The organism is Pseudomonas ceruminis (genome assembly GCF_021602025.1).
GTDB classification, from domain to species: Bacteria; Pseudomonadota; Gammaproteobacteria; order Pseudomonadales; family Pseudomonadaceae; genus Aquipseudomonas; species Aquipseudomonas ceruminis.
This window is the reverse complement of the sequence record NZ_BQHW01000002.1, coordinates 175,669-193,164: the sequence shown is the minus strand read 5'-3', so window position 1 is coordinate 193,164 and position 17,496 is coordinate 175,669. Positions and strand designations below refer to the sequence as shown.

Annotated in this window: 18 protein-coding genes; 9 read left to right on the top strand and 9 right to left on the bottom strand. The window is 63.4% G+C overall.

Features of this window, described 5'->3' with window-relative positions:
- Positions 1-120: 120 nt before the first annotated feature.
- The 4 genes from L6D80_RS03210 to L6D80_RS03195 all read left to right on the top strand — a co-directional run bounded on the left by L6D80_RS03210 (position 121) and on the right by L6D80_RS03195 (position 3,191).
- Positions 121-549 carry a DUF2231 domain-containing protein gene (locus tag L6D80_RS03210; RefSeq protein ID WP_054899607.1) on the top strand — a complete coding sequence of 143 codons (429 nt, stop codon included), beginning with the start codon at positions 121-123 and terminating at the stop codon, positions 547-549.
- On the top strand, positions 546-1,838 hold the full coding sequence (locus L6D80_RS03205) for a PQQ-dependent sugar dehydrogenase (protein WP_176514092.1): 1,293 nt from the start codon (positions 546-548) through the stop codon (positions 1,836-1,838). Before L6D80_RS03210 ends, L6D80_RS03205 begins: the two co-directional genes overlap by 4 nt.
- Positions 1,839-1,915: 77 nt before the next feature.
- On the top strand, positions 1,916-2,494 hold the full coding sequence (locus tag L6D80_RS03200) for a hypothetical protein (RefSeq protein WP_054899605.1): 579 nt from the start codon (positions 1,916-1,918) through the stop codon (positions 2,492-2,494).
- 178 nt (positions 2,495-2,672) lie between these two features.
- Positions 2,673-3,191 (top strand): DMT family transporter, encoded by a 519-nt coding sequence (locus tag L6D80_RS03195; protein ID WP_176514090.1) that lies wholly within the window; start codon positions 2,673-2,675, stop codon positions 3,189-3,191.
- Here the strand turns inward: L6D80_RS03195 and L6D80_RS03190 are convergent, their stop codons facing one another.
- A complete protein-coding gene (locus tag L6D80_RS03190) occupies positions 3,192-4,100 on the bottom strand; it encodes a LysR family transcriptional regulator (RefSeq protein WP_176514088.1) in 909 nt (302 codons plus the stop codon).
- Between the two features lie 132 nt (positions 4,101-4,232).
- Between L6D80_RS03190 and L6D80_RS03185 the strand changes: the two genes are divergently transcribed.
- Positions 4,233-5,447, top strand: a complete 1,215-nt coding sequence (locus L6D80_RS03185; protein ID WP_176514086.1) for a YeeE/YedE family protein — start codon at positions 4,233-4,235, stop codon at positions 5,445-5,447.
- Between the two features lie 254 nt (positions 5,448-5,701).
- Here L6D80_RS03185 and L6D80_RS03180 read toward each other — a convergent pair whose 3' ends face one another.
- From L6D80_RS03180 to L6D80_RS03145, 8 genes are all read right to left on the bottom strand, one after another.
- Complete coding sequence (locus L6D80_RS03180) at positions 5,702-6,031, bottom strand: hypothetical protein (RefSeq protein WP_054899601.1); 330 nt, start codon at positions 6,029-6,031, stop codon at positions 5,702-5,704.
- A 285-nt stretch (positions 6,032-6,316) separates the two neighbouring features.
- A complete protein-coding gene (locus L6D80_RS03175; protein WP_176514084.1) occupies positions 6,317-7,126 on the bottom strand; it encodes a gamma-glutamyl-gamma-aminobutyrate hydrolase family protein in 810 nt (269 codons plus the stop codon).
- 322 nt (positions 7,127-7,448) lie between these two features.
- Positions 7,449-8,231 carry an amino acid ABC transporter ATP-binding protein gene (locus L6D80_RS03170; protein ID WP_176514082.1) on the bottom strand — a complete coding sequence of 261 codons (783 nt, stop codon included), beginning with the start codon at positions 8,229-8,231 and terminating at the stop codon, positions 7,449-7,451.
- A gap of 22 nt (positions 8,232-8,253) precedes the next feature.
- Positions 8,254-9,498 (bottom strand): NAD(P)/FAD-dependent oxidoreductase, encoded by a 1,245-nt coding sequence (locus tag L6D80_RS03165; protein ID WP_176514081.1) that lies wholly within the window; start codon positions 9,496-9,498, stop codon positions 8,254-8,256.
- A 15-nt stretch (positions 9,499-9,513) separates the two neighbouring features.
- Positions 9,514-10,224: an ABC transporter permease gene (locus tag L6D80_RS03160; RefSeq protein WP_176514079.1), complete on the bottom strand. Its 711-nt coding sequence runs from the start codon at positions 10,222-10,224 to the stop codon at positions 9,514-9,516.
- On the bottom strand, positions 10,221-10,940 hold the full coding sequence (locus tag L6D80_RS03155; RefSeq protein ID WP_054899596.1) for an ABC transporter permease: 720 nt from the start codon (positions 10,938-10,940) through the stop codon (positions 10,221-10,223). The genes L6D80_RS03160 and L6D80_RS03155 overlap by 4 nt, the downstream gene beginning before the upstream one ends.
- Before the next feature lie 123 nt (positions 10,941-11,063).
- A complete protein-coding gene (locus L6D80_RS03150) occupies positions 11,064-11,816 on the bottom strand; it encodes a transporter substrate-binding domain-containing protein (RefSeq protein WP_054899595.1) in 753 nt (250 codons plus the stop codon).
- Positions 11,817-11,837: 21 nt separating this feature from the next.
- Positions 11,838-12,701, bottom strand: a complete 864-nt coding sequence (locus tag L6D80_RS03145) for a MurR/RpiR family transcriptional regulator (RefSeq protein WP_054899594.1) — start codon at positions 12,699-12,701, stop codon at positions 11,838-11,840.
- A 143-nt stretch (positions 12,702-12,844) separates the two neighbouring features.
- Between L6D80_RS03145 and L6D80_RS03140 the strand changes: the two genes are divergently transcribed.
- The 4 genes from L6D80_RS03140 to tpx all read left to right on the top strand — a co-directional run bounded on the left by L6D80_RS03140 (position 12,845) and on the right by tpx (position 17,460).
- Positions 12,845-13,870 (top strand): Ldh family oxidoreductase, encoded by a 1,026-nt coding sequence (locus L6D80_RS03140; protein WP_176514077.1) that lies wholly within the window; start codon positions 12,845-12,847, stop codon positions 13,868-13,870.
- Positions 13,871-14,017: 147 nt separating this feature from the next.
- The gene (locus L6D80_RS03135; protein WP_054899592.1) at positions 14,018-15,214 is read left to right on the top strand and encodes an amino acid aminotransferase; all 1,197 of its coding nucleotides are present in this window, start codon (positions 14,018-14,020) and stop codon (positions 15,212-15,214) included.
- Between the two features lie 296 nt (positions 15,215-15,510).
- Entirely contained in the window at positions 15,511-16,791 is a 1,281-nt protein-coding gene (locus tag L6D80_RS03130) for a serine/threonine transporter (protein ID WP_176514075.1), read from the top strand.
- Positions 16,792-16,959: 168 nt separating this feature from the next.
- On the top strand, positions 16,960-17,460 hold the full coding sequence (gene tpx, locus L6D80_RS03125) for a thiol peroxidase (RefSeq protein WP_054899590.1): 501 nt from the start codon (positions 16,960-16,962) through the stop codon (positions 17,458-17,460).
- Positions 17,461-17,496 lie beyond the last annotated feature (36 nt).

The window sequence follows — 17,496 nt, the reverse complement described above, 5'->3', positions numbered from 1 at the left end:
ACGGTGAACTTATCGGACACCGAAGCGATCCTTTGCTAGGCGCACACCGCGCAAGCCTGACGGACCGGGCCTTCGTGCCAATCCCTCAGCCATGGGTCACTGAATGATAAGGGAGGCACCGTGACCGCTACCGACCCCATCCTCTACCGACGCACGCCCAGCCCGCTGCATGCGATCCTGCTGGCCGGCACGGTACCGCTGTTTCTCGGCGCCTTGCTGAGTGACATTGCCTACTTCAAGAGTTACCAGATCCAGTGGAGCAACTTCGCCGCCTGGCTGATCGCCGGTGGCTTGTTGTTCTGCGGGCTTGCATTACTGTTTGCACTGGTGAACCTGATCCGCGCCGAGCGCAAGGGCGGGCGGCCGACGTTGTACTTTCTGCTGTTGCTGGTGACGTGGGTGCTGGGGCTGGTCAACGCCTTCGAGCACGCCAAGGACGCCTGGGCTGTGATGCCCGCGGGCCTGGTGCTGTCTGTGATCGTGACGATACTGGCCTGTGTGGCGGCATGGCTCGGCATGAGCAATCTGCGTTCGGGAGGTGCAGCATGAAGCCTTTGCATGCCTTGTCAGCATTGAGCGTGGCGCTGCTGTTGAGTGCCTGTGGCGGTGACGGTGAAGCCACCCAGTCGCTGGGGCCTGACCCGAAACTGCCGACCCCCGAGCGTGGTCTGCTACCCAGCATGAAGATCGCCCAGCCTGCCCAGTGGGGCCAGCAGACCCCGAACGTGCCCGAAGGCTATCGGATTACCGCGATTGCCACTGACCTGAAGATCCCCCGTCAGAGCCTGGTATTGCCCAACGGTGACATCCTTGTGGCCGAAGGCCGTGGTGGCAGCGCTGCCCAGCTCAAGCCCAAGGACGTCATCGCCAGCCAGATCAAGGCCAAGGGCAACACCCAGGTCAAGGGCGGTAACCGTTTGACCCTGCTGCGCGATGCCGATGGCGACGGCACCTATGAGCTGCAGACGGTGTTCGCCGAAAACCTCAACGCCCCCTACGGCCTGGCCTTTGCCAATGGCAAGCTGTACGTGGCCAACCAGGATGCCCTGGTGCGTTTCGACTATCAGGACGGCCAGACCAAGGCGGACGGCCCGCCGACCAAGGTCACCGACCTGCCAGGCGAAATCAACCACCACTGGACCAAGGCGCTGACCATCAGCCCCGATGGTCGCTACCTGTACGTTGGCATCGGCTCCAACAGCAACATCACCGAGCGCGGCATGGAGGCGGAACTCGATCGCGCCAGGGTGTGGCAGGTGGACGCGGCCACCGGTGCGCACAAACCCTACGCCACCGGCCTGCGCAACCCGACTGCGCTTGCCATCCAGCCGGACACCGGGCAATTGTGGGCCGTGGTCAACGAACGTGACGAGCTGGGCCCGGACCTGGTGCCGGACTACCTCACGTCGGTTCGTGAAGGGGCCTTCTACGGCTGGCCCTTCAGTTACTGGGGACAGAACGTCGATGAGCGGGTGAAACCGCAAAACCCCGACAAGGTAGCGGCTGCCATCAAGCCTGATTACAGCCTCGGTTCCCATGTCGCCGCGCTGGGCGTCGCTTTTTCCCTGCCGGCCATGGGCGAGCGCTTCGCCGAGGGCGTGTTCGTAGGCGAACACGGCAGTTGGAACCGGCCGAACCCTGTGGGTTACAAGGTTATCTTCGTCCCGTTCAGCAACGGCAAGCCGGCAGGCGAGCCCATCGACTTCGCCACCGGCTTTCGCGGCGACGATGGCAAGACCCGCGGCCGGCCAGTGGGTGTCACGGTAGACCCCCGCGGCGCCTTGATCATTGCCGATGACCTGGCCAATACCGTGTGGCGGGTCACGCGCAATCAGTAAGTCCAGCTATGGTGTAGGAGCGGCGCGCGAACCGTTCGCGCGCCAATCCGGTCTTGATAACAGGGAAGCAGGCCTATATGAATGTTCTTAGCACACTCGCTCGTGCCGTAGCTCTTGCCACGCTGGTGGGTACCGCCAGCTTCACGGTACAGGCTGCCGACATACCCATCGCCAGCGAAGCGCTGGAAAGCCATGTGACGACAGAGGTCACCGCCATCGATCTGGCGAGTCGCCAGGTAACGGTGAAAGGGCCGCATGACAAGGATGTGACCTTCCAGTTCACGGAAAAGGCCAAGGCGCTGCCCAACCTCAAGGTGGGTGACCAAGTCGATATCTATGTGACCCGTGCGGTGGCCTATGTGCTTAACACCGACGTAGGTGGCGCCCCTAAGGCCACCGAGGAGTCGGGCACTATTCGCGCTACCCAGAACAACCCCAACCCTGGGGGCGAGGCCTTCCGCCAGGTCAAGGTCACGTCGCAGATCAAGAAGATCGACCTCAATACCCACGAGGTAAGTCTGCTGCCGCCAGAAGGCAAGCTGCAGGTGGTCAAGGTCGAGGACCCTGAACTGCAGGCACGCATGAAGAACCTCAAGGTCGACCAGACGGTCGATGCGATCTTCACTGAAGTGCTGCGGGTAGAAACGTCGCGCTAATCGTGCGGCCTTTCGCGGTGGCCACCCTCGGTTTGAACCCATTAGGGCGGACTGCACCGCGAAAGGCCTATTGTACGTATCATCCATGCCACGAATAAGTAGGGTGCACCGGTTCGATTTCCATCAGGCGTGTCGATTGTCGATCATGTGCCCATCCTGTCCTTCGATGAGTGCATTCATGGTCAACAAAGCCCTGATTATTGCCTTCCTTCCTCTTCTGCTCGCCCTATTCGCGGGTATCGTGCTGCCCTATCAGGCCGCCAGCAACGCAGCCGTAGGCCGCGCCCTGGGGCACTGGCTATGGGGGGCGTTCACCTCGCTTACCGTTAGCTCAGTGGTGGTCATTGCCGCACTGCTGATCCTGCGGGTGCCGATGCCAGACCTGGGCAAGGCCCTGCAAGGGCCCTGGTGGCTGTGGATCGGCGGTGTGTTGGGCGCACTCTATGTGGCCGCAGCGGCGGCGCTGACGCCCAAGCTGGGGGCGGCGGGCTTTCTGGTGCTGGTGGTGGCAGGGCAGATCCTGACCTCGGTGGTCGTGGACCATTTCGGCTTGCTAGGCGTTACCAGCAAACCGGTGAGCCTGCCCCGGGTCGCAGGGGTGATCCTGATTCTGGTCGGGGTGTTCCTGGTCCAGGGCTCCTGGGCGGCCGACACGTCCAGCACTGCGCCGAGTATCGTCAAGCCGCCCGAAGGCTGATCAATTGCCCGGCTGGCTGCACGCCCACACGGCTTCACGGAGCCAACGGTGGCCGGGGTCACTGTTCTTTCTGGCGTGCCACGCCTGCTGATAGGCCAGGGCAGGGATCGCCAAGGGAGGGGCGAACTGACGCAATGCCTTGTGTGGCTGCATCGGGCCTACGGCGCGCCTGGCCACGGTGAGGATCAGGTCAGTGCCCTCCAGTACGTCAACGGCAGCGCTCCAGTGCGGCAGTGCCAGGGCTATGCGCCGGCGCAACCCCTGCGCGGCCAGCGCGCGCTCGATCTCGTCATGGGCATCCGGGCGCATGGCCATGAGCACGTGAGGGCGTGCCAGCCAGTCGTCCAGGGCAAGGCCGCCGGTGGCGGGCAGCACACGGCGGTCGGCAACACTGATGAAACTGTCCTCGAAGAGGGTTTGCGCGCAGATGTCGTGGGGCAGCTCAGGGAAGATACCCAACGCCAGGTCCAGTTCTCCGTCCAGCAACTGCGCCAGCATGGTCTCGCGGCTGGCCTGGCTGATGGCCAGGTCGATGCCAGGGGCCACCTGACGCAGGTGGCGCACCAGGGGCGGCAGGATGATGCGCGAAGCGTAGTCGGATAACGAGAGCCGGAAACGGCGCTGGGTCTGGGTCGGCTCAAACCGCGGAGCGGCCAGCAGGCCGTTGAGGCTGCCCAATGCATCGTGCAGCGGCTTGACCAGGGCCTGGGCGCGGGCCGTGAGGGCCATCTGGCCGTTGTGGCGAACCAGCAGCGGGTCATCGAAATGCCTGCGCAGCTGCGCCAGGGCGTGGCTCACCGCTGGCTGGCTGCGGTGCAAACGGACGGCGGCACGGGTCACGTGCTGCTCGCTCAATAGCGCGTGCAGGGCAAGCAGCAGGTTGAGGTCAATCTTGCGCAATTCATCCATGGGGCGAATGGTCGGGTGGGCTGACGAAGGGGTGTATCAGCCTAACAGATGCGCCGGGCTTTTCGCGGGCAGCATTGATCAACCTCCGGCGCTATAATCGCCGCCCGTTTTAACTGTAATCCGAGCATTCCAATGGGTCTCTCCACCATCGCCACACCCGAACCGCGCCGCCTCGGCGCGCCCCTCATTGCCTTGGCCCTGTTGCTGGCCGGCGCCTGGTTCCTCAACCTGAACGCCGGCTTCAAGCAGGTGCTGCTGCTGATCGTCGGCGCCGCCATGGGCTTGACGCTTTATCACGCTGCCTTTGGCTTCACCTCCGCGTGGCGCGTGTTCATCAACGAACGGCGCGGTGCTGGCCTGCGTGCCCAGATGGTCATGCTGACATTGGCCGTGCTGCTGTTCTTCCCGGCCTTGTCGGCCGGAACCCTGTTCGGCAACCCGGTCACCGGGCTGGTGGCGCCGGCCGGTGTGTCCGTGGTCCTCGGAGCCTTCATCTTCGGCATCGGCATGCAGTTGGGCGGTGGTTGCGCTTCGGGCACTTTGTTCACGGTGGGCGGCGGCAACGCCCGGATGCTGGTGACCCTGCTGTTCTTCATCATCGGTTCGGTCACCGCCACGCACCATGCCGACTGGTGGTTCGCATTGCCGTCCTTCCCGGCTACCTCGATCGTCCAGGCGTGGGGTGTAGGTCCGGCGCTGCTGGCAAGCGTGGCGCTGTTCGGGCTGATCGCCTGGGTGACTGTGCTGCTGGAAAAGCGCCGCCATGGTGCCCTGCAAGCCCCGGCAAGCAGTGACCACCACGGCCTGCGCCGTTTCCTGCGTGGCCCATGGCCGCTGTTGTGGGGCGCCATTGCCCTGGCCCTGCTGAACTACGCTACCCTGGCCCTGGCTGGGCGCCCTTGGGGCATCACTTCTGCCTTTGCCTTGTGGGGGGCCAAGACCCTTTCCAGCGTTGGCGTGGACGTGGGCAGCTGGGTGTTCTGGCAGGCACCGGCCAACGCCAAGGCCCTGGCCGCGCCACTGTGGCAGGACATCACCACGGTGATGGACCTTGGCATCGTGCTTGGCGCGCTGCTGGCAGCAGGCCTGGCCGGTCGCTTTGCACCAAGCCTGAAGATTCCGCTGCCGTCGCTGATTGCCGCCATCATCGGCGGGCTGCTGCTGGGCTACGGCTCGCGTCTGGCTTATGGCTGCAACATCGGCGCCTACTTCAGCGGCATTGCCTCGGGTAGCGTGCATGGCTGGCTGTGGCTTGTTGCGGCCTATGCCGGCAATGTGATCGGCGTGCGCCTACGCCCCCTGTTCTTTGCTGGCGAGCGCCAGCCTGTGGCGCTTACCGGTTGCTGACAGAGGGTTCAGCTGGGTGCAGAAATTATCTGCACCCGTTCGATGCCGCCCGCAGTGCACGAAAGCACGCTTTCGTAAAACTAAAATGTAAAAACCATGAAAATCAGTGGCTTAAGATCAGAATCTAAATATTTTCTGAAGTATTAAGTCCAGAAGCTGAGCACGAGGCGACCTATTGAAGGTGGCCCCGCCGCTGAGCTCAAATTCGCTGAATCCACATTAGATCTAGTTGCTAACCTACTGATAAACAACAGTTAACGCTTTGCAATTGCGTGTTGTACACACTGCTCATAATAGGTCTGCTTAATCGCAGCCGGTTGCAGCCGCGAGCGGCTGTTGTAAGTCTGTTCGGTGATGCCGAAGGCGGTCATGCGCATCCACGGCTTGGCGAACCTGCGTACCTGCAACTTCTTGCGGGTGGCGTACAGCGTCACCCCGGACAGCTTTGCCTGCTGAGCTTCGGCGGCAATTTGCGAACCCCATCCACACACCGTGCGATCGTTCTGGCTCAACGCTCTGGCCTGAGCGCCGAAGGCTGTCGTGGCCAGCAGGCAGCCGGCCACCGTTGCTAGAAATACTCGCATGTTGCTGTCCTAAGCATTTGACGGAAAAAGAAGTTTGCCTTCGCTTCAAATGCTTGGGGGCCAGCATTTTGAATTCAGGTGGTGGCGATGCGCAGGCTATTTGCCAGTGCCGGGGGCAGGCTAATACCGCTGCCCTATCGCTTGGGTGAAGGGGAAAACGATCGCGGAGACAGGCACAAGCCCGCCGCCCGCGTCCACGGGAAATGTTCTGGGACCAGCAGAGGGTGACCGAGGAAGCGGGGGCGACCTTGCGCCGCCCCGCGATCAAAACTGACGAAGCTGGGGTCAGGCGGCCTGTTGGCGCTTGATCTGGGACTTGCGCACCTGGGCGCGGCAGGCATCGCCGAAGGCCTGGAAGATCTTGATCGAATCAGGGTTCTTCGCCGCCTGCCATTCTGGGTGCCACTGCACCGCAAACAGGAAAGGCGAGATGCTTGGGGCGTGAATCGCTTCGACCAGGCCATCTTCGGCGTGGGCGATCGGTTCGATGCCGGCACCGAGGTTGCGCAGGCCCTGGCCATGCAGCGAGTTGACGCGGATCTCATCAGTGCCGAGGGTTTCGCGCAGCCAGCTGCCCGGCTTGATCTTGACGCTATGCACCTGGGCGTATTGCACCTCGACCGGATCTTCCGGGTTTTCCCGGTGGTCGTTGAAGCCAGGCTCGGCGTAGACCTTCTGGTAGATGTCGCCGCCCAGGGCCACGTTGATTTCCTGCATCCCGCGGCAGATGCCGAAGATCGGCAGGCCACGCTTGAGCGCTGCCTTCACCAGCGGGATGTCGAACAGGTCGCGGTTGACGTCCTGGCCTTTGCCGGGGGTCTGGTTTTCCTGGCCATACAGGCTTGGCTCGATGTTGCTGCCGGCACCGGTCAGGTACACGCCGTCGGCCATGTCCAGATAGGTCTCGAGGTCTTCGGTGCCGCAGCAAGTGGGTACCAGAACCGGGACGCAATCGGCGAAGTCGACCAGCGGGGTGATGTATTTGTGGGTCATGACCTGATAGTCATGGCCTTTGCGCTCTTGGCTGCCCATGGTCATCAGGACGACGGGTTTGCGCAGGGAAGGTTGCTTGTTGCCAATGTTGCTGTTGGACATATGTCACCTTATGACAGGTTCGACCTGTCGTTGTTGTGCAGGTGCACGGCCCGGGGCCTGATGTGCTACCTGAAGCCCCGAGCACTGCCGGCTCGTCAGAGGCGACGATTCCGGTCGGGGCTTGTAGATAGCTTGCCAGAGCCGTTCGATATGTCAAACGGCCGAAGGGGGCGTCGGAAGGGGATTTGCGCCAGAATTGGGGGTGTCAAACCCTTGCGAGCCTGAGGCAGCAAGGGTTTGGCGGGCGGGCAGGTCAATTATATTTAACGATGCAGTTGGATCATTGCAGCGCTGCAATGAAGGGACCTTGCGCCTGCGGTCTTCAATGAAGGATCTGAGCCAGGAAGCCCTTGGCCCGCGCGGTACGCGGCAGATTGAAGAACACCCCTGGCGGGCTGTCCTCGATGATCTGCCCACCTTCCAGGAACAGCACCCGCTCTGCCACCTGCCGTGCGAAGCCCATCTCGTGGGTGACGCAGAGCATGGTCATGCCTGTGCCTGCCAGTTGCACCAGCACATCCAGCACTTCAGCGACCATTTCCGGGTCGAGCGCCGAGGTCGGCTCATCGAACAGCATGATCCGCGGCTTCATGCACAGCGCCCGGGCGATCGCCACGCGTTGCTGCTGGCCACCGGAGAGCTGGCTGGGGTACTTGTGCGCCTGGCTTTCGATGCCGACCTTGTTCAGGTACATCCGCGCCCGCTCCTCGGCATCCTTGCGCGTCAGGCCGCGCACGCTGGTGGGTGCGAGCAGGCAGTTGTCGAGCACGCTCATGTGCGGGAACAGGTTGAAATGCTGGAACACCATGCCGATTTCGCTGCGCACCTGGGTGGCCTGTCGGCTGTTGGCCGCCAGGTCGATGCCGGCTACCTGGATGCTGCCCTGTTGCGCGATTTCCAGGCGGTTGATGCACCGAATCAGAGTGGATTTGCCGGAACCGGACGGGCCGCACAGGACAATGCGCTCGCCTTCGCGCACCTGCAGGTCGATGTCGCGCAGCACATGGAAGGCGCCATAGTGCTTGTTCAGGCCCTCGATGCGGATCAGCACCGGGCGCGGGTCGGTCTCAGGGGCAAGGCTGGCAACGCTCAGGGGGGCGGTCATGTTGTTGTTCTCCCGCGTGGTTTCAGTCGAAACGTGCCGCGCTGTAGGGCGCAGGGTCAGTGAAGGGGGGCTCGCCAGTGAGCAGTTCCGCCAGCAGGCGACCGCTGACCGGGCCGAGGGTCAGGCCGTGGTGCGCGTGGCCGAAGTTGAACCACAGCCCCTTGTGCCGAGGCGCCGGGCCAATTACCGGGCGCATGTCTGGCAGGCAGGGGCGTTGGCCCAGCCAGGGGCTGTCATCCAGGCGTTGGCCCAACGCGGGGAACAGCTTGCGTGCCAGTGCTTCACAGCGCTTGAGCTGGATTTCGTTGCCCGGCGCGTGGCTGTCGGCAAACTCGATGCCCGTCGTCAGGCGCACACCCCGGGCCATGGGCGCCAGCACGTAGCCGCCCTGGGTGTCGCAGATCGCGTGCTGTAACTGCGCGCCCTCACGGCTGCTGTAATGCATGTGGTAGCCACGCTTGATGCCCAGCGGAATGCGGTAGCCCAGGCGCTCATAAAGGTCAGCCGATTGTGGGCCAAGGCACGCCACCACTTCATCGGCCGTAACAGGACCACGCTGGCTGTCGACCTGCCATTGGCCGCCGGCCTGGCGCAGGCTGCGCGCATCGCCATGCAGGAACTGCCCACCGCGCTGGACGAACAGCGCTGCGTAGCCGCGGGTGAGGGCACCGGGGTTGTTCACGGTTTTCGGGTCAAGCCAGTGAATGCCGCCGACCACGGCGCTGTTGAGCTGATGCTCACGGGCCTGCAACTGGCCACGCTCGAGGATTTCGTACTGCAGGCCATAGCGGGCCAGGTGCTTGAGTTCAGCCTTGGCCTGTTCGAACAGCGCCGGGTCCCGGTAGACCTCGATCCAGCCTTTGGCCTGTACCAACCCTTCAAGGCCGGCCGCCGCGACGAAGGCGTCATGCTCTTCAACGCAGCGCTGCACCAGTGGCAGCATGTCGGCGGCAGCGCCGGCCAGGCGCCCGGGCGCCGATTGGCGCCAGTAACGCAGCAGCCAAGGCGCCGCTCTAGGTAGATGCAGCAGGCTGTAGCGCACATCCGGTTGGCGATTCAGGCCATAACGCAGCAGTGCACCGAACCGGCGAGGGAAGGCGTAGGGAATCACGCTGGAGCGCTCGATCAGCCCGGCATTGCCATGGCTGGTGCCGCTGCCGGGGTCGTCGCGGTCAAGCAGGATGACCTGCCGCCCGCGCGCCTGCAGGTGCAGCGCGGTGCTGACGCCGACGATGCCGGCACCAAGAACAAGGGTCTGGCAATGCATGACAATATCCTTCGGTCAGTTCAAATGGCGGCCCAGGCGGGCCTCCAGGCGTTTGAGCAGGCGCCGTACCAGTTCGACGATCAGCAGGTAGAGCACTGCGGCCCACAGGTAGATCTGGAAGTCGAAGCTGCGCGAAAAGGCCAGCTTGGTCACACCCATCAGGTCGTAGAGGGTTACCAGCGAGGCGATGGCGCTGGCCTTGATCATCAGGATCAGTTCATTGCCCAACGGGCCGATAGCCACCAACAAGGATTGGGGCAGGATCACCTTGAAGAAGGTGGTCGAGCGCTTCAGGTTCAGAGCCTGTGCCGCTTCGTGCTGCCCTGGCGCGACGGCCATCAGGCTGCCGCGGAAAATCTCGGCCTGGTAGGCGGCAGTGTTCAAGGTGAAGGCCAGCAAGGTGCAGAACCAGGCTTCGCGGAAGAACCACCACAGGCCCACGTCCTGCCAGAAACCCTTGAGCGAGCCCAGGCCGTAATAAAGCAGGAACAGCTGCGCCAGCAAGGGCGACCCGCGAAAGAAGTAGATATAGCCGGCGGCCAGGCGCTGCAGCAGCAGGTTGCGGGACATGCGCGCCAGCGCCAGCAAAAGGCCTAACACGGCGCCCAGGCTGAAGGAAATCACCACCAGCTTGGCCGTCACCAGCAGGCCATCGACGAAGCGCGGACCGTAGCGTTCCAGCAGGTCCAGGTCCAGTACCATACCCAATAGCTGTTCGGCGCTCATGCGCGTGCTCCTTGCAGGTGACGGTTGCTACGCCGTTCGATATAGGCAAACACCCGCCCCGACACCGCGGAGAACAGCAGGTAACCCACGCAGGCGACGCCATAGAAGAACATCGGCTCCTTGGTCACGCTGACGGCCAGGTTGGTCTGGCGCATCAGGTCGACCAGCGAAATGGTCGATACCAGGGAGGTGTCCTTGAGCAACGACAACCAGTTGTTCGAAAGCCCCGGCAAGGCAATGCGCGTCAGTTGAGGCAGCACCACCTTGAAGAACGCCGTGCGTTGGCTCAGGCCCAGGGCCGAGCAGGCTTCCAATTGCCCTTTGGGCAAGGTCTTGAAGGCCGCCAGCCAGATCTCGCTGGAGAACGCGGCGAACACCAGGCTGAAGGCGATCATGGCGGCGAGGAAGGTGTTGATCAGAAACTCGCCTTGATAGCCCAATGCGGCGAGCAGCTTCTGCGCGGCGATCTGGCAGCCGTAGTAGATGATCAACAGAGTCAGCAGTTCGGGCAGGCCGCGGAACACGGTGGAGAAGGTGGTTGCCCAGGCCCGCGGCAGACGCTTGCGCGAACGCGCTGCCAGGGCGACCAGCAGGCCAAGCGGCAGGCCGATGGGCAGGCAGGCGAGTGCCAGGGAGAGGGTCACCAGGGCGCCGGCCAGCAGGGCCTGGCCCCAGCCGCCGCTGGCAAAGGACAGCAAGGACAATTGATCGAGCATGACGTACCCCTTGTGCAGACGGGTCTGGCCCGGTCGCCCGCAAGCCGGCTCACACAGGTTGCTCACTGAACCTGAGCAGTGGCTGTACCTGTGAGGCCGGCGTGCCGGCGATTGAGCCGCAAGTCAGTTGTAGATGTCGAAGGCGAAGTACTTGCTGGCGATCTTCTGGTAGGTGCCGTTGGCGACGATCTCGGCCAAGGCAGTGTTCAGCCGCTGACGCAGCGCGTCGTCGTCCTTGCGTACGGCAATGGCGGCATCGGCCTTGGTCCCGGCCACATCACCCAGTACCTTGCAGCAGTCCTGGCCGTTCTTGTCCATCCACTCGTGCAGCGGGAACTTGTCGGCGATCACCCCGTCCAGGCGACCGGCGGCAAGGTCGGCGTTGGCTTCGTCCATGGTCGGGTACAGCTTCACGTCGGCACCTGCCTTGGCGTAGACGTCCTCGGCGTAGATGGCCTGAGTCGAGGACGACTGGGCGCCCACGGTGTAGCCCTTGAAGGTGCTCTGGGCATCGCTGATCTTGCTGTCCTTGGCCACGGCGACGGTCAGCGGCGTGCGGTAATAGTGGTCGGTGAAGGCGATCTTCTTGCGCCGTTCCTCGGTGTCGATCATCGAGGCGACCACCGCATCGTACTTGCGCGCCATCAGCGCCGGGATGATGCCTTCCCAGTCCTGGGCGACCAGGGTGCACTCGACCTTCATCTGCTCGCACAGGGCGTGGGTGATGTCGATGTCAAACCCGTGCAACTGGTTCTTGGCGTCGACGTAGTTGAAGGGCGGATAGGCCCCCTCGGTGGCGAAGCGCAGGGTTTCGCCGTTGGCCGCACCGGCCAGCAGCAGCGCACATGCACCCACCATAGCCATGGTCTTGTTCATCTTGCACCTCTTGCACTCTTGCTATTGTTGTTTGCCCGCCGTGTAGCCGACGAACTCGTTATGTAGAGCGGCAGTCGCTTCCAAGCGTTTTTCAACATCAGGCCCGAGTTTCTTGCAGACCTCGTTGACCATCAGGTGCACCCACGACAGCATTGCCGAGGTGGATTCCCAGAACAGATTGAATTCGGTGGGGATGCGGAACACCTCGTCGGCATTGGCATCGGCCCAGTCACAGAAGGTGTCGGTCACCAGCGTGACCGGGATGCCCGCCTGGCGCGCCTTATGGCACAGCAGCAGGGCATGACGGGAATAGCGGCGCGCCTCGAAGACCACCAGGGCACTGTGTTCCGGGCGGCCGAGCAGCACTTCGCCGAAGTGCCCGGCGCTGCCGTCCACCGCCTGCACGCCATCGCGCAGGTAGTGCAGCAGGTGGGCCATGCACTGGGCGATGCCGCGCTCGGTCTGAAAGCCGGCGATGAACACCCGTGGCCGCTCTGCCAAGCGCTGTGCCGTGCGGTGCCAGGCCTCGCTGTGGCTGTACTCATGCACCCGCACCAGCGCGGCGATCTCCAGCTCCAGGCTGCCAGCGCGGGTGCGGTCGTCGTGCTGCTGGCGGTATTCCTGCAGGCGATCCCCCACCAGCCATGGGCCATCGCCGAGGTCGTTCTGCAGGTCTTGCTTGAGTGCCTTGAGATGGGCATAACCCAGGGAGCGGCAGAAACGCCCGACACTGGATTCGCTGACGCCCAGTTTGGCGGCGATACTGGCCGAGGTCTGGAACGGCAGTTCGTGCAGGTTGGCGAGCATGTAGCTGGCGATCTTGCGGCCCGAAGCAGCGGCCCCTTGCAGGCTGTTTTCCAGGCGTTGCTTGATCGGCTGGCTCATGGTGCTGTTCCAAGTGAGGCGTGTTCTAGAAAATGGCTGTTTTCTGTCATCAAGTCAATATTTGACAGATAGCTGTCATTTGCAGGACAGTTTTTGTCATTGCCAACGCTGTTGCCATTCCAATTCCAAGAAAGGAGCTTCAGATGTCTGCACCTTCCAACCGTCCGGCCATGCGCATGCCTTTTGCCGAGCTGCAGGGTCTTTTGCAAACGGTTTTCCAGCGTCATGGCTGCAGCGAGGCGGTGGCCCGCGTGCTGGCTCACAACTGCGCCAGCGCCCAGCGCGATGGTGCCCACAGCCACGGCGTGTTCCGCGTTCCGGGTTATGTCTCGACCCTGGCCAGTGGTTGGGTAAATGGCCGCGCCATACCCCAGGTCACCGATGTGGCGCCCGCGTTTGTGCGCGTAGACGCCGGCGGTGGCTTTGCCCAGCCGGCCTTGGCGGCGGCGCGTGCATTGCTGGTCGAAAAGGCGCGCAGTGCCGGCATCGCGGTGCTGGCGATCCACAACTCGCACCATTTCGCCGCGTTGTGGCCTGATGTCGAGCCATTTGCCGATGAAGGCCTGGTGGCACTGAGCGTGGTCAACAGCATGACCTGTGTGGTGCCCCATGGTGCGCGCAAGCCGTTGTTCGGCACCAACCCGATCTCCTTCGCCGCGCCGTGTGCCGGACATGCCCCGATCGTGTTCGACATGGCTACCAGCGCCATGGCCCATGGTGACGTGCAGATCGCCGCCCGCGCCAGCCAGCGGTTGCCTGACGGCATGGGGGTAGGGGCCGATGGCCAGCCAACCAATGACCCTCAGGCGATCCTCGACGGCGGGGCGTTGTTGCCGTTCGGCGGGCACAAGGGCTCTGCGCTGTCGATGATGGTGGAGTTGCTGGCAGCGGCGTTGACAGGGGGGCACTTCTCCTGGGAGTTCGACTGGTCGAACCACCCAGGCGCCAAGACCCCGTGGACCGGGCAGTTGATCATCGTGATCGACCCGAGCAAGGCCGAAGGCGAGCGTTTTGCCTTGCGCAGCCGCGCGCTGGTCGAGCAGATGCAGGCCGTGGGCCTGTCACGGATGCCGGGTGAGCGACGTTATCGCGAGCGGGCAGTGGCCGAGCGGGACGGGGTGGCACTGACCGATCAGGAGTTGCAGGAGCTCGAGGCGCTGGCTGTCTGAACGGCGAGCCCTATAGTGCGCCACCGCGCAGGGCGTCATGCAGGCGTGCATAGACACCCTTGCACATTTGGTGATGTGCTTCGGTGCGACTCCGGGTATCCTCAGGGCAGCCTTTCCGAACTGTCCTGATCCAAGGAGCTGCACGCTGTGTTCAAACATGTCGATGCCTATGCCGGCGACCCGATCCTCTCGTTGATGGAAACCTTCAAGGCCGACCCGCGCGCTGACAAGGTCAACCTGAGTATCGGCCTGTACTACGATGAGGCCGGCGTGGTGCCACAGCTGGCGGCGGTGGATGCGGTGGAGAATCGCATCGCCGGCCAGGCCCACGAGGCCTCGCTGTACCTGCCGATGGAAGGCCTGGCCAGTTACCGCCAGGCGATCCAGGCACTGCTGTTCGGTGCCGACCACCCGGCCGTGACCGGCAAGCGCGTGGCAACCGTGCAGACCGTCGGCGGCTCCGGCGCGCTCAAGGTAGGTGCTGACTTCCTCAAGCGCTACTTCCCGCAGTCCGAAGTCTGGGTGAGCAACCCGACCTGGGACAACCACCGCGCCATCTTCGAGGGTGCCGGGTTCAAGGTGCACAGCTACCCGTACTTCGACCAGGCCAGCCGTGGCGTGGACTTCGACGGCATGCTCGCCGCCCTGCAGGTACTCCCGGCCCACAGTGTGGTGCTGCTGCACCCGTGCTGCCACAACCCTACCGGTGCCGACCTGACTCAGGATCAGTGGCAACACGTGGTGGAGGTGGTCAAGGCGCGCCAGCTGATCCCGTTCCTCGACATCGCCTATCAAGGTTTTGGCGAAGGGTTGGTGGAAGATGCCTACGCCATCCGCGAAATGGCCCGTGCCGGCGTGCCGTGCCTGGTCAGCAACTCCTTCTCGAAGATCTTCTCGCTGTATGGCGAGCGGGTAGGGGGCCTGTCGGTGGTCTGTGACGACGAAACCACCACCCAGAGCGTACTGGGCCAGCTCAAGGCGACCGTGCGCCGCAACTATTCAAGCCCGCCCAACTTCGGCGCACAACTGGTGGCCGGCGTGCTGGGCGATGAGGCCCTGAGCGCGCAGTGGGCGGCTGAAGTGGAGGTGATGCGCAAGCGTATCCTCGACATGCGCCAGGCGTTGGTCGATGCGCTGGCGGTTCTGCTGCCAGGCCAGGACTTCCAGTTCTTCCTGCGCCAGCGTGGGATGTTCAGCTACACCGGTTTCAGCGTCGAGCAGGTCCGTCGCCTGCGTGACGAGTTTGGTGTGTACCTGATCGACAGCGGCCGGGTGTGCATGTCCGGCCTGCGTCCGGCCAACCTGCAACGGGTTGCCGAGGCATTCGCGGCCGTTCAGAAGTAATCCCGCACGGGGCCGCCTTGCGGCCCTTTCGCCGGCCAGCCGGCTTCTACAGTTACAGCGCAGGGCTTGAATTGTGCGCGGTCGCTGTAGGCGCTGGCGTGCCCGCGATGGGTTGCACAGCAGCCCCAAGGTGCAACCCTCCTAGTAAAGGCCAGTGCAACCGTCCCTCGGACGGGGCTTCGCAACCGCCCACTTTCAGTGCACAATCGCGCCCCTCTTTTTGGTTGGGTTGCGCGAAGTGTCTGTTTCGCCATTCCCAGCCCTGTTGCAGTCTTGCGAGTGGAGCTACACCCGGAATGAATGAGCAGGCCCCAAGCGTCGAACGGCGCTATGAAGAATCGAGCCCGGCAGCCCTGAGCCGCTGGTCGCGTCAAGACACCACCTGGATGCTGGGTCTGTTTGGCACCGCCATCGGCGCAGGGACCTTGTTCTTGCCAATCAACGCTGGCCTGGGCGGTTTCTGGCCGCTGTTGATCCTCGCCGCGCTGGCGTTTCCGATGACCTACTACGCCCACCGCGGCCTGACCCGATTTGTCCTCTCCGGGCGCAATGGCGGCGACATCACCGAAGTGGTCGAAGAGCACTTCGGTATCAAGGCCGGCGCACTGATCACGGTGCTGTACTTCTTCGCCATCTTCCCGATCCTGCTTATCTACAGTGTGGCCCTGACCAACACCGTCAGCAGCTTCATGGAACACCAGCTGCACATGGCCCCGCCACCACGGGTCATCCTGTCGTTCGTGCTCATCCTCGGCCTGCTGGCTATCGTGCGCTGCGGCGAACAGGCCACGGTGAAGGTCATGAGCCTGCTGGTCTACCCGTTCATCGTCGCCCTGGCGCTGCTGGGCCTGTACCTGGTACCGCACTGGACCGGCGGTATCCTCGACAGCGCCAACCAGCTGCCGTCGGGTTCGGCGTTCCTGCACACGGTATGGCTGGCGATCCCGGTGATGGTGTTCTCGTTCAACCATTCGCCGATCATTTCGGCCTTTGCCGTTGACCAGAAGCGCCGTTACGGTGAACACGCCGACGAGCGCAGCGGGCAGATCCTGGCCCGTGCCCACCTGCTGATGGTGGCCATGGTGCTGTTCTTCGTGTTCAGCTGCGTGCTGACCCTCGACAGCACACAGCTGGCCGAAGCCAAGGCACAGAACCTGTCGATCCTGTCGTACCTGGCCAACCACTTCAGCAACCCAACGATCGCCTTCGCCGCGCCGTTGATTGCCTTCATCGCCATCGCCAAGTCGTTCCTGGGCCACTACATCGGTGCCAGCGAAGGCCTCAAGGGCATCATTGCCAAGACGGGTGCGCGCCCGGGTGCCAAGGCGCTGGACCGTATGGTTGCCGCGCTGATGCTGGTGGTGTGCTGGATCGTCGCCACCCTCAACCCAAGCATCCTCGGCATGATCGAATCGCTCGGCGGGCCGATCATCGCCGTGCTGCTGTTCCTCATGCCGATGTTTGCCATCCGCCGCGTGCCGTCGATGCGCAAGTACAGCGGCGCGCTGTCCAACGTGTTCGTCGTGGTGGTCGGCCTGGTCGCGCTGACGTCTGTGGTGTACGGCCTGGTGGGCTGATGTTGCGCTGGCGGTAAGACGTGTCCGGGTCGGCTGTCGCCACCCGGGCATTTTTTTGTCCACAAGAAGTGTCCGGCAATCGAACAATTTCACGTTACCCCATAGGCACCCGCCCGCCTTCATGCTTAACTCAGGGTCCTTTTCAAACCCCATACAAGGATTTCGTCCATGGCTCAAGTGACTCTCAAAGGCAACCCGGTTCAGGTCAAAGGCGAACTGCCAAAAGCCGGTGCCCAGGCACCTGCCTTTTCCCTGGTCGGCGAAGGCCTGGCCGACAAGTCGCTGAAGGACTTCGCCGGCAAGCGCAAGGTGCTGAACATCTTCCCGAGCGTCGACACCCCGACCTGCGCCACCTCCGTGCGCAAGTTCAACGCCCAGGCCAACGATGTGGCCAACACCGTGGTGCTGTGCATCTCCGCTGACCTGCCATTCGCCCAAGCGCGCTTCTGCGGTGCCGAAGGCCTGGAAAACGTGAAGAACCTCTCGACCCTGCGCGGCCGTGAATTCCTCGAGAACTATGGCGTCGCCATCGCCGACGGCCCTCTGGCCGGCCTGGCCGCCCGCGCCGTAGTGGTACTGGACGAAAACGACAACGTGCTGCACAGCGAGCTGGTGGGCGAAATCGCTGAAGAGCCGAACTATGAGGCAGCGCTGGCTGTCCTGAAGTAAGGTTGCCGTGAGGGCAGGGCGGTTCAGTGCCGGCCG